11 protein-coding genes are annotated in these 12,929 nt (G+C 39.6%); 5 read left to right on the forward strand and 6 right to left on the reverse strand.

Features of this window, described 5'->3' with window-relative positions; all coding sequences use genetic code 11:
* Positions 1 to 30: 30 nt before the first annotated feature.
* A complete protein-coding gene (locus ACX1N5_RS12665) occupies positions 31 to 1,464 on the reverse strand; it encodes a gamma-aminobutyraldehyde dehydrogenase (RefSeq protein ID WP_458802511.1) in 1,434 nt (477 codons plus the stop codon).
* A gap of 421 nt (positions 1,465 to 1,885) precedes the next feature.
* Between ACX1N5_RS12665 and ACX1N5_RS12670 the strand changes: the two genes are divergently transcribed.
* Complete coding sequence (locus tag ACX1N5_RS12670) at positions 1,886 to 2,371, forward strand: hypothetical protein (protein ID WP_458802513.1); 486 nt, start codon at positions 1,886 to 1,888, stop codon at positions 2,369 to 2,371.
* 89 nt (positions 2,372 to 2,460) lie between these two features.
* Here the strand turns inward: ACX1N5_RS12670 and pepN are convergent, their stop codons facing one another.
* The 3 genes from pepN to alr form a co-directional block, all read right to left on the reverse strand.
* Positions 2,461 to 5,067 carry an aminopeptidase N gene (pepN, locus tag ACX1N5_RS12675; protein ID WP_458802515.1) on the reverse strand — a complete coding sequence of 869 codons (2,607 nt, stop codon included), beginning with the start codon at positions 5,065 to 5,067 and terminating at the stop codon, positions 2,461 to 2,463.
* Positions 5,068 to 5,578: 511 nt separating this feature from the next.
* Positions 5,579 to 5,938: a RidA family protein gene (locus ACX1N5_RS12680; protein WP_004751881.1), complete on the reverse strand. Its 360-nt coding sequence runs from the start codon at positions 5,936 to 5,938 to the stop codon at positions 5,579 to 5,581.
* Between the two features lie 11 nt (positions 5,939 to 5,949).
* Positions 5,950 to 7,047: an alanine racemase gene (gene alr / locus ACX1N5_RS12685; protein WP_458802517.1), complete on the reverse strand. Its 1,098-nt coding sequence runs from the start codon at positions 7,045 to 7,047 to the stop codon at positions 5,950 to 5,952.
* A gap of 899 nt (positions 7,048 to 7,946) precedes the next feature.
* Here alr and ACX1N5_RS12690 point away from each other — a divergent pair.
* Both ACX1N5_RS12690 and ACX1N5_RS12695 read left to right on the forward strand, forming a co-directional pair.
* On the forward strand, positions 7,947 to 8,498 hold the full coding sequence (locus ACX1N5_RS12690; protein ID WP_228259289.1) for an undecaprenyl-diphosphatase: 552 nt from the start codon (positions 7,947 to 7,949) through the stop codon (positions 8,496 to 8,498).
* 587 nt (positions 8,499 to 9,085) lie between these two features.
* Entirely contained in the window at positions 9,086 to 9,610 is a 525-nt protein-coding gene (locus ACX1N5_RS12695; protein ID WP_131381729.1) for a lecithin retinol acyltransferase family protein, read from the forward strand.
* Positions 9,611 to 9,613: 3 nt separating this feature from the next.
* Here the strand turns inward: ACX1N5_RS12695 and ACX1N5_RS12700 are convergent, their stop codons facing one another.
* Complete coding sequence (locus ACX1N5_RS12700) at positions 9,614 to 10,363, reverse strand: glutathione S-transferase family protein (RefSeq protein ID WP_131381730.1); 750 nt, start codon at positions 10,361 to 10,363, stop codon at positions 9,614 to 9,616.
* Positions 10,364 to 10,609: 246 nt separating this feature from the next.
* Between ACX1N5_RS12700 and ychF the strand changes: the two genes are divergently transcribed.
* Together ychF and ACX1N5_RS12710 are read left to right on the forward strand one after the other, a co-directional pair.
* Complete coding sequence (gene ychF, locus ACX1N5_RS12705; protein ID WP_458802522.1) at positions 10,610 to 11,701, forward strand: redox-regulated ATPase YchF; 1,092 nt, start codon at positions 10,610 to 10,612, stop codon at positions 11,699 to 11,701.
* A gap of 379 nt (positions 11,702 to 12,080) precedes the next feature.
* The gene (locus tag ACX1N5_RS12710; RefSeq protein ID WP_131381732.1) at positions 12,081 to 12,545 is read left to right on the forward strand and encodes a MarR family winged helix-turn-helix transcriptional regulator; all 465 of its coding nucleotides are present in this window, start codon (positions 12,081 to 12,083) and stop codon (positions 12,543 to 12,545) included.
* Between the two features lie 46 nt (positions 12,546 to 12,591).
* On the opposite strand, the gene ACX1N5_RS12715 is transcribed toward ACX1N5_RS12710, so the two are convergent.
* Entirely contained in the window at positions 12,592 to 12,894 is a 303-nt protein-coding gene (locus ACX1N5_RS12715) for a hypothetical protein (RefSeq protein ID WP_131381733.1), read from the reverse strand.
* Positions 12,895 to 12,929 lie beyond the last annotated feature (35 nt).

Genomic DNA, 12,929 nt, shown 5'->3' on the forward strand with positions numbered 1-12,929 from the left:
CTCCCTGATCGGAATTTATTATTGTTTAAATTAATCTTCGTAAGCGCTCATGACATGCTTGATACGGGTATATTCTTCAAAACCGTAGCCCGATAAATCTTTGCCATAACCTGATTTTTTGAAGCCGCCATGTGGCATTTCTGCGGTGAGTGGAATGTGGGTATTAATCCACACCGTACCAAAATCCAAATCGCGTGACAGACGCATGGCGCGGGAGTGATCTTTGGTCCATACACTCGATGCCAAGCCATATTCAACATCATTGGCTTTGTCCAAAGCATCAGCTTCATCGCTAAATTTCTGCACGGTAATAACTGGCCCAAAAACTTCGGTTTGTACCACTTCATCATGCTGTGCCAAACCTGTGATTACGGTCGGTTCAAAATAGAACCCCGCCTGCTCAGCTTTTTTCCCGCCTGTTTCAATTTTGGCATGTGCAGGTAAGCGTTCAATAAAACCCTGAATCCGTTTTAATTGCCCTTCATTGTTAAGCGCGCCATATAAAGCATCCTGATCATCTGGTAGACCAAAATGAGTGTTTTTAGCAGCTTGGACGAGTTTTTCTACAAACTGGTCATGCACCTCATCAGCAACCAGAACACGAGTCGCTGCGGTACAGTCTTGGCCTGCATTGAAATACCCAGCCAGCGCAATATGTTCAGCAGCTTTGTCCAAGTCCGCATCATCAAAAATCAACACAGGCGCTTTACCACCGAGTTCCAAATGTGCTTTGGCAAGATTGGCGGCTGCCGATGCTGCCACCTGCAAGCCTGCACGTACTGAACCTGTAATGGAAACTAATGCAGGAATACGATGCGATACCACCAGTGCACCGACTTCAGCATTCCCCAGTACGACGTTAAACGCGCCTTTTGGAAACAGTGGTGCAGCAAGTTCTGCCAGTAACAAAGTGCTTTCTGGCGTAGTATCACTCGGTTTGAGTACCACCGTATTGCCTGCGGCTAGAGCAGGGGCAATTTTCCAGACAGCCATTAAAAATGGATAATTCCACGGTGCAACCTGTCCAACCACACCCAATGGTTCACGGCGAATGCTTGACGTGGTTCCTTGTAAATATTCCCCTGTCGATTTGCCTTCCAGACAGCGTGCTGCACCTGCAAAGAAACGGATTTGGTCAGCGGCGGTGGCGACTTCTTCTGAAGCAATCAAGTGTTTGAGCTGCCCCGTGTTTCGACTTTGTGCTTCCACAAGACGCTCTGCATTTTGTTCAATCACATCTGCCAACGCCAACAATGCTTTTTGACGGACAGACGGTGTACTTTTCCCCCACACGGCAAACGCAGATTTAGCAGCCTGATAAGCAGCATTGACCTCAGCTTCGGTCGCATTTGGCGACTGAGCATAGACCTCGCCTGTTACTGGGCTAATCAGGTCAAAGTACGCTCCCCCAAGCGATTCAACGTATTCCCCATTAATAAAATGTTTGAGCTTATGTGTATTCATTGTGTTGTTCATTCCCTATGTACAGTTATTAAAAATAATACCTATAATGTTATATGTATTATTTTTAAAATTTCCTGTCAATCATTTTTGTTGAAAATTTTGTTTTTTATTTCGTCAAATTACATCGGAAACCAAATGCGCACAAAACATGCTAAAGCCGCCTCATTCTGAGCAGGTCAAAACGACTACGCAATTCAAGGAAGTGCCAATACTATACTTGCAACAAACTTCGGATAAAGACGCGATATTTACAGAAAATGTTAAAAATGTGTCGTAGGGAAAATGTTTAGATACAGGAGGTATTTTTCGAATTTTATTTTGAGTAAAACTCGAAGATCTGTGATAAAAATATATAAAATCATATTTTTAGTTTTAATAAATTCAAATAAAATAAATTAAATATCAGCGCATGAACCGCAACATGAAATATTCTGTTCTCCTTAGCATACTGATCGGCTGTCTTTTATCGACAACGACACAAATTCATGCGAACCCTGTCTATTCTGTCAATATTTTAAATCGCCCTTGGAACTGCTCATTTTATAATGGCTATCAAGTTCCGATTTATCTCGATCCAAATCTCAATAATGTTGGCGTAGCAGGAAATAGCCCACCGCATATTGTTTTAAACCCAGTCGTCATGAATCAATTTTCACCGACCATGCAAATATTCTGGCTGGCACACGAATGTGTTCATGCAACCTATCAACCTGCTTCTGCAAATGAAAATCAGGAAATGACTGCCGACTGCATTGCAATTAAACAGTTAAGGCAACTGAATTTAAGCCCAAGAGAAGTCAATGAAATTGCTTGGCAAACGTTGCCTTTGCTTGGCAGTACACATACGGGGCACTTACCTGGCCCACTCAGAGCACAGCATATTATGCAATGCTATATGTCACCTTAGAGAAATAATCCTCAATAAAAAAGTGCTATTTCCCCAACTCAATTGAAGAAATAGCACTCATTTTTCACACGTCAATATATCTAATAAAATTAGATACTAAGCATACTATTTAAAGTTTCAGCCACATTTTTAGATTTGACTTGTGCTTTCAAATCCAACAACTGTTGTTGTACTGTCGAACGCTGCGGCTCTGCCAAAGTGTACCAACGAGACAACACTTGTAGCATACGTGAACCTACAATCGGGTTTTTCTCATCCAGATACCGAGCAAGCTCAATAAAGTGCTGCACCCCGAAACTCAACGTATTCACAGGATTGGCATTCAAACCGCCACTCACCGCACGAATACGGTTTGGTGTTCCCAAATCATAATCAGGGTGTGAGGTTAAATACTGAATGGTTTCCGCATTAGCTTTTGGATGTGCAGCTTGCAACATAAACCATTGATCGAGTGCCAATGCTTCATCATTAAAGCGATTATAGAAATCAGCAAGACACGCTTTGGCTTGTGGCGCATCATTCCAGACCAACACTTTCAACGCACCCAAGCGCTCAGACATGTTTCGGGTCGTTTGATACTGTGACTCGGCCCAAGTAAAGGCATCAGTATCACCCTGACGCGCCATATAACTCAGTGCAATATTTTTCAACGCACGTTCACCCATTGCCTGTGAAAATTCATTTTGCAGCTCTGGATCAAGCGTCTGATAGATCTCTTTCCAGAAATCTCCCATTTCACGGGCAAACGTATCTAATAAAGTATTACGTTTACTTTGAACAACTTCTGGTTGGTAGTTCTGATCAATACGGCTACCCAAATAACCTTCAGCAGGCACATCCAGTAAACGCGAAGCTAGCAACGGATCACGCTGCACTAGCTCAGGTAAGGTATTTTTCAAGGCTTGAATATAAGCATCTGCCGAATGATCTTCGAGTAAAATTCGTTCCAGCAAAGTTTGGGTTGCTTGCCACTGATTGAAACCATTGGTTTCATGCTGAATTAAAAATGCCAGTTCATCGTTCGAATAGTCAAAATCCAGATTCACAGGTGCAGAGAAATTACGCAGCAATGACACGACAGGTTGCTCATTGACTCCGGTAAATTCAATCGTTGCCCGATCCTGATCAAACAAATACACGCCATCTTTGACGTTATTTACAAACAGGTCGGCTGAACGCAAGGTATATTGTTCACCTGTATTGGCATTAAACAGCGCCAATGCCACAGGAATCGGCACAGCTTTTAGATTTGGGTATTTTGGATGTGCTTTTAGGCTTTGTTTCAGGCTCAAACGATAAGTCTGAGTCGCTGCATCATATTCACCTTTGGCTTCCAGTTTTGGCGTTCCAGGTTGATTGTACCAGTTTAAAAATGCCGATAAATCCACACCTGAACCTGCTGAAAGTGCAGCCACCCAATCTTCAACCGTAACAGCTTGACCATCGTGACGGCGGAAGTATTCGTCTGTGCCCTGACGGTATTTTTCCTGACCAAGCAAGGTCGACATCATGCGGTTAATTTCCGCACCTTTTTCATAGACTGTTGCGGTATAAAAATTATTAATTTCAACAAAGTGATCTGGGCGCGGCGGATGTGACAGTGGGCCAGCATCTTCAGGGAACTGATGTGATTTCAGTACTGCAACATCATCAATACGCTGCACCGCCGCAGACTGTAAATCTTCCGAGAAAGACTGATCACGGAACACCGTTAAGCCTTCTTTTAAGCACAACTGGAACCAGTCACGACAGGTAATACGGTTGCCTGTCCAGTTATGGAAATATTCGTGTGCAATAACTGATTGCACACGCATAATTGCAGCATCAGTGGTGTATTCTTCATCGGCAAGTACGCACGAAGTATTAAAGATATTTAAACCTTTATTTTCCATTGCGCCCATGTTGAACTGGCTCACCGCTACAATCATATAATTATCAAGATCGTAAGCGCGGCCATAATGCTCTTCATCCCAACGCATGGAGTGTTTCAACGCTTCCATCGCGATGTGGCATTTTGGAATGTCTTTTTCAATCGCATAAATTTCTAAAGCGACATCACGCCCTTCTGAAGTGACATAGCGATCTTTCAATACAGCCAAATTACCAATCACACAGGCAAACAGATAACTTGGTTTTTTGGTTGGATCTTGCCACAGCGCATAATGACGACCTTCACCTGCTTCACCAGTTTCCAGCAAGTTACCATTCGCCAGTAATACAGGATATTTTTTATCAGCTTCTACACGCGTGGTAAAGACAGACAAAACATCTGGACGGTCTGGATAAAAGGTAATTTTACGAAAACCCTCAGGCTCATTTTGGGTAACAAACAAATCACCTGCCTGATACAAGCCTTCTAGCATGGTATTGCTTTCAGGATGAATAATCACTTGGGTCTGGATCACTGCCTGATCTGGAATATTGGCAAGTACAAGCTGCTCTGCATCAAGCTGATACTCGGTTTCAGATAACAAATCACCATTTAGACGAATTGATTTGAGTTCCAGATCTCGCCCTAGCAGCACCAGATCTCCTGCTGTTTGACGCTTTATATTTAACGTTGCATCCACAATCGTGTGGTCGTCATAGACTCGAATGTCTAAATCAATCGAATCGACAAGAAAGCTTGGTTTTTGATAATCTTTTAAATAAACCGTTTGATCGGCTTCAACCACTGGATTTGCTGCAATATTCATATATCGTCCTAATTTTTTTCTGAACTCAACACCACATGACTTGATCATACTTGGTGTTATTTCAGTTGTCTTTAACTGTCGCAGATTAATATTGGGCAATTTGCAGCATTTTCAATTGAATTCGATTTTAGTGATGAAATCACACACAGTTTTACTTTTCAAAAATCTTAATATTTATATGATTCGCGATGATTGAACTCAAGATAAATCGTCCAGTATTGTTGATCAGTAAATCTTGGAATAACGACATGGATGAAAAGAGAAAGAAAAAATTTAATGAGGACTGATATTACTTTGCGTTCACAGCGCTTTAGGAATCACCTCTTTATAGATTTAATTACAGAAAGCTCATAAAACTTGTTATTTTTCCTCGTTGTGAAGTGAACAATCGCGAATAAGGAGAGTCTGATGACAAATGGCTGGGTAATGTTGCTCCATATTCTTGTTTGCAATCTAGACATGCCCCGATTTGATTAAATAAAAACATGTCTAGATTGCACGATTAACAAACTCAGATTTGAGCTGCTGTTACCGCAATTTCAATTAACCATTTCGGGTTAACTAAATCTGCTTGAATGGTAGCACGCGCAGGAGTTGCATTGCCTTTTAACCAATCCACCCAGATTGCGTTAAATTTTGGGAAATCTTCTAGATTTTTGATGAAAACTTGCGCTGAAATTAATTTAGTTTTATCGGTGTTTGCCAAAGCTAACAACTCATCAATCGTTGCCAAGATTTCTTTGGTTTGACCTTCAATATCCAAATCGGTGTTTTTAGGTACTTGACCGGATAAATAAACAACGCTATTGAATACAGTCACTGCACTCATGACTTCAGTTGTTTTAAAATGCTCAATGCTAGAATTTGACATGTGTGATTTCTCTACGGTTGATTTAAAAAAGTAACTCTTGATGTGACGGCACACATCAGTTCATAGCCGACAGTTCCAGATGCGCTCGCGACTTCATCAATCGGTAAAATTGTGCCAGAAGAAGATTTACCCCAAAGTACAACTTCACTACCAACTTGTGCATCGCTAATATGGGTGACATCGACAGCAAGCATATCCATACTTACTCGTCCAATAAGTTGAGTGCGGACCCCATTCACCAAAACTGGCGTACCTGTTGGTGATACACGTTGATATCCATCTGCATAACCACAAGCCACAATTCCGATTTTCATGGGCCCTTCTGTAGTGAAAGTCGATCCATAGCCAATCGTTTCATGATCTTGTAAATCCTGAATTGCGATTAATTCGCTTTTCAGTGTCATAGTTGGTTTCAGATTCCAGTCATGGATAGTATGTGTTGGATAATCTGGTGAACTGCCGTAAAGCACAATGCCGCTACGAACATAATCCGAATGAAGCTTGTATCGAAGAATGGCCGCACTATTACTGACTGAACGTTTACCTGGCAAATCTTTAACGGTTTCTTCAAAGGTTTCTAATTGATAATGAATGCCTGGTTTTCCTAAACGCTCACCATCCGCATCAGAAAAATGCATCATATGTGTGATGCTTTTGATTGCAGGATTTAAATGTAATTGATTCCAAGTACTTACATATTCGCTCGGTTTAAACCCTAAACGGTTCATACCGCTATTCATTTTTAAAAATACATCAAATTGAGCAGGATATTGATGTTGCTGAACCCATTTCACCTGTGTTTCATTATGAATCGCAAAACTCAAGTTATATTGAGCGCAATCAAAAAGGTCTTGAGGTGAGAATATCCCTTCGAGCAATATAATCGGCCCTTCCCATCCTAAAGCACGTAACTTTTTCGCTTCAGCAATATCGAGTAGCGCGAAGCCATCCGCTGTTTTAAATGCACTGTAAACATTTTCAATGCGATGACCATATGCATTTGCTTTGACTACGGCAAAGACTTGACTATTTTCAACGGTACTACGAACCATAGCCAAGTTATGTGCTAATGCTTCATGATGAATAATTGCCGTAATTGGACGTGACATCGTTTATTCCCAACCTATATTTGAAATCTTGATGAATGACGATTTGGCCTTTTCACCAATTTCTAGATGCTGCTCTCTAAATTGATAACTAAAAGAAGAAGGTATTGACGTATTGAGATCATCATTTGCATCGCGTCCACGACCAAAAAATGCATAGAAAATAAAAGTATATTTTCAATTGATTGATCTTCAAGGTGATGTAAATCGTTGGCTGTATGAAATGATAAATTCTGGGGCTTAAGCCAAAATCTATTTTGATTCATCCAATGAATCTACCCGCAATAATCCGTCTAAATCTAGTTAATTTAACTAGTATATTTTTAAATAAACAGGTGATTTCACTATTTTTATGGCAAATTTATAGACAATTTATTTATTTTTCTCGTCTTCATTAGAAAAAGCCAATAATTTTTTTATAGCACCACTTAATCATGCTGGGAATTTAGCTAGAAAAGCTGTTGAGAACAGTTTTGCGATTATGAATATTAAACCATCCTAGAGTGTATCCTGATTTGGCTTTGCACCAAATCAAAGCAATCCCAATCATAGGCTAAAAGTTTTGTGCAAGTTTAGCCAATCAAATGACGATCACACCAAACTATTTTCATCTTGCACAGGCATCTCCAGTTAAATGCTCCAAGCAATATACTCATTTACCGAACATCCTGATATTTCTTCTGTTCTTTGGACAACGAACATCATAAAACGGCATAGTAAATTGAACTGATTATCAAATATCTTTGGCGACTAGCGTGCAGGCCATTGAAGATTAATCCACTATTCTTCTTATTTTCATTCAATTAAAATCTAAGCAAAGCTTAATATTGCCGTCATTCAATTGGCGGCCAAGTTAAATAAAAAGCACAGTGCTTTTTTCTGAGGTCATGATGTCACTAGAAATGCTTAATTTCCAATTATTTGGACTTATCAATGCATCAGCAAATCCAAATCCTTTGTTGGTCAAATTTGCAATTTTTATCTCGCATGATCTTGTCACCATATTTGTTATTGGATTATTGGCTCTCACCTTTTTTCGCCCTAAGCGTTTTAAAATTCCAGCCATCAAGGCAGCAGTTTTTACAGCGATTACCTCTATCATCGCAGCCCTGATTGACAAATTTTATTATCACCCTCGCCCTTTTGCACTTAATTTGGGACATAAGCTGATTCACCATGCGGCAACCAATTCTTTTCCAAGCCACCATATGCTTGCTATGAGCAGCATGGCGTTGGCATTTTTATTATTTAGCCGCGAAAAATTAGTCGGCAGTATTTGCCTCGCACTGGCTTGGCTTGTGGGCTGGTCACGGGTGTATCTTGGCGTACATTTTCCTGTTGATATTGTCGGCGCGTTTTTACTAGCTTTATTTATCAACATCTTAGGTAACTTGGTGTTATACAAATACTTGGAATTTCGTAAATCCCAACAAAAACCATCTGCTCATATCTAACAAGACTACCTCAAAAATTAGTGTAGTATTTAAGGAGATCATTACTCATCTCCTTAAATCCACCAGATAACAACAATAATTAATTTTAAATACAAATCAAAAACTTATTTCTTTTTCTAAAAATAGAAAGAGAAGCATTTTGCTGTACAGATATTTCTCACAGCAAAACTCAACACATTGCTGTATTTCAATCGTCAAATTTAGATGAGCCTACCCACAAAATGGATTCTTTGAAATTTTTTCAATTGCTCATCTTTAAGGCAAATAATTAAGCATAAATTTTATGCTTTATCTGGTCACAAAACACTTTTTATGTCGCTGTATGGTCAACATAAAAAGTAAAGCGTGAACTATAATCAATCGGGTTTATCGTTGTTTCTTTTAAATTTTAAGTCTCTAAGAATTGATCTCATCCATAAAAAACTGTTATTCATTGATCGAGCATCCACCTTGTAAAGGTGCAAATCCGTAACAAAGCTTCTCATAAATGTCCACACTCAACCTGAGTGATTTAGTCCGAATTATGCTATGCTCTTGCTGCTTCACCTAACCCTTGGCTTTATAAATCTTTGTAGTGTAAAGAGAATATGGCGAAAGTCCCTTTCAGCGTTGGTACACATCTGATTGTGAAACACTTTGGTTACACCCATCACGGTATTTATGCAGGACGTGGGCGTGTCATTCATTATTCTGGTTTTGCCCATCTGTTTAAGAAAAAACCTATTGAAATGACCAGCCTCGCCCAGTTTTCGCATGGTAAAAAGATTCTGGTCCGCAATTATCAACAGCCAAAATATAAAGGACGAGCAGTGGTTCGGCGTATGCGCTCACGTATGCACGAAAACGACTATCACCTCATTATCAATAATTGCGAACACTTATGCAGTTGGGCAATTACAGGTCTGGAAAGTAGTCCACAAGTCATTAAAATGATGAATAGACTCACCACAATTGGCTATGTGAGTTCTATTATGAGTTATATGAATAGCCTGTTCTTAACCATCGCAACCACCAGTTTTGCACTGGTGTTATACATCAAAAAGAAATTGCGTGACAAAGCCAAAACTCAGCTCTCAACCCATCTGACTTACAAGCAAGAGCCTAAAAAATAACGACTAAATACCATGCCAGTCGACGCGTGCATTACGCTCGGTTGCATAGATCTGCATCACATATTGCCCAATCGGCAAGTTTTGTAATTGCAATGAAAATGCATAAGCCTCGTCAGAAATCCTATCAAAACTGTCGAGCTCCCATGGTGTTCCTGCAATATTTAACAAGGGAGCCAGCATTGAACATACCGCGATATCAGCCAGTGTTAGGCGCTCGGCGAGCAAATAGCGCGGCTGTGTTGTAAATTTTTCAGCGAAGGTCAAAATATATTGTTTAGATTCTGCCAGTCTTTCCGCATCTAGTTGAAAACCATGACTAATTAAAGTTTTCACCAAAGGTTTGGAGTATTTTTTTAATTTACGTAAATAACCACTTTCACCCAACAAAGTATCTAATGAAGTATTATTGCGGACAATCATTTGTGACCACACCCAGTGACGCACGTGTACACCGAGTAAATTGGCTTCATGATTAAGATGTAAAACTTCTTCCCGCAACCCAAAACGGTTTGGCAGCAGATTATGCTCTGGGTAGGTTTCATCCAGATAACGGGCAATCTCGGTCGAATCCGCAATCCAGTGAGTGTCATCCTTTAAAATAGGCAAATTATTTTGTCCGGTTTTCAAGCGTGCAAATGCCCGATGAAAGCCTGGAACCAGATTATGAGCGACAAAATCCAGCTCTTTATGATCGAGTAACCAACGCGCTTTTTCACAAAAATGTGACAATGGAAATTGGTATAAAGTGCGCATAGATCTCTCCTAATTGATCACTATTTTAATTATAGATTCGGGCATACCTTATTACTTTAGTGAGGAAATTGAGCAAACTCAATGCCCATTTATACCGAGTTAAACATGCAAATGTTCAAAAATAAAAACTTTCATGCACTTTTTATATGGTAGATAACCCATCATCACTCGATCATCACCTGACTTTAACGCTGCTTTGTTGTAAAATCACTAGCAATTTTACATAACAACTTTTGTGAGTCTTGCATGGGTTTTAATTGTGGTATTGTTGGTTTACCAAACGTCGGGAAATCAACGCTTTTTAATGCATTAACCAAAGCTGCGATTGCTGCGGAAAACTTTCCATTTTGTACCATTGAACCCAACACAGGGATTGTGCCTGTTCCAGATGCACGTCTAGACAAATTGGCAACGATCGTTAATCCTCAGCGTATTCTACCGACGACAATGGAATTCGTAGATATTGCAGGGCTTGTCGCTGGTGCGTCTAAAGGTGAAGGTTTAGGTAACCAGTTCTTGGCAAATATTCGAGAAACCGATGCGATTGCCCACGTAGTGCGTTGTTTTGAAGATGAAAACGTCATTCACGTCAACGGTAAAATCGATCCGCTAGATGATATTGCCACAATTAACACCGAACTTGCACTTGCGGACATGGACACTGTAAGCAAGTCTTTAACCCGTTTAGTCAAAATCGCCAAAAGCGGTGATAAAGAAGCAATTGCAACCAAAGCTATTCTAGAAAAAATCCTGCCTTTACTTGATGAAGGTAAACCTGCTCGCGCTGCGGATTTGTCTGATGATGATCGTAAACTGCTACGCGGTTATGGTTTATTAACGCTCAAACCAACCATGTATATTGCCAATGTCGCAGAAGATGGTTTTGAGAACAACCCGCATCTTGATGCTGTGCGTAAACTGGCAGAAGAAGAAAATGCGATTGTTGTGCCATTATGCAACCAGATCGAAGCTGAAATTTCTTTACTTGAAGATGATGAACGTGCTGAATTTCTCGAAGCTATGGGCATGCAGGAACCAGGCTTAAATATCGTCATTCGTGCAGGCTATAGCTTACTTGGCTTACAAACCTACTTTACCGCGGGTGTACAGGAAGTTCGTGCTTGGACAGTTAAAGTGGGTGCAACTGCTCCACAAGCGGCAGGCGTGATTCACACTGACTTTGAGAAAGGCTTTATTCGTGCCGAAGTTGTGGCTTATAACGACTTTGTACAGTACAACGGCGAAGCAGGCGCAAAAGAAGCTGGGAAATGGCGTCTTGAAGGAAAAACTTACATCGTACAAGATGGCGATGTCATGCATTTCCGTTTTAACGTCTAAATAAATTAGATCAAGGTCAGGAAAACACTTTCCTGACCTGTTTTATAGAGCTAAATTCTAAAGTTCATCATTAAAGACGTATTTTCGTAAAATCCCATTTTATAATTTATAAAATTTTGACGTCATATCCAATTCAACAATCAGAGCCATACCTGACAATCAGTTTTTAAACGATTAAAGCTCTTTCATCATATTTTATATCTCATTTTTATTTCCACCATAAAGAAAAAACAAAAAGATTGAGAAAATATATCTATTATGCTTATTTATAACGTATTCTCTCAAATAAGATAAAATTTACATTTTTGTATAATATTTACTTTTTACGTGATTTTGTTCACAATACAATCATAAGTAATACAAAAAAGGCTGGCTATACATGAGCAAAAAATACGCAAAATATTTACCCGCTTCGGATAATATTCAGACCAGCAACTTTCCATTTTACTGGATTACCCAAATTCATCAAAAGTATGTCGAGAATGTCGATCATGTCCTCAAAAAATATGGAATGGATAACTCTCGTCGTCGTGTATTAGCTGCATTATTAACCAGACCCAATGCCAGTGTTTCTGAGTTATCAGAAGTTCTCATATCCAAAATGTCAACGACAACAAAACTCGTTTATCGTCTTAAAGATGAAGGTTATGTTGATACCCATTCATGCCCTGAAGATGCCCGTATTACTCGTGTCGTGCTTACTGAAAAGGGGCAAGATATGCTTGAAAAAATTAATGACTTAACAGGTATTGTTCTCGAAGAGGCATTCACAGGACTAACACCATTGCAAATTGAAAAATTGCTTGCTCAATTACAGCATATTTTCAAAAATCTTTCGCATTAACTTTATTTTGATTACAAGATCCAGCGAATAGCAGTGGGTTAAATTATCATATTCTGTATTTGACTTTAAATAATTCACGTTTTTCAAGGCGTGTTTTATTTTCGGTAATATGCTGAAGGATCATATCTCGAACCCGCTCATGCGTAAAACCAAGTGCATAACCTTTTACAATAACTTGACTTGGCAAACTAAAGAAGAAATATTTTAAATCTTCTTCTTGCATATCAGGAAAAATCTGTTGATGCTCCAATAAATGCTTCAATGCCTGTTTTTCTTGTTGTACCCGCACCGATGAATCATTCCAGTAATGTTTACGCATTGCCATCAGATTATTATGCTTATAGCTCACGTTTTTCTCCTCTGCCCTATTGATTGTATTCTAGT

This window comes from Acinetobacter sp. ANC 4636, from assembly GCF_054454555.1.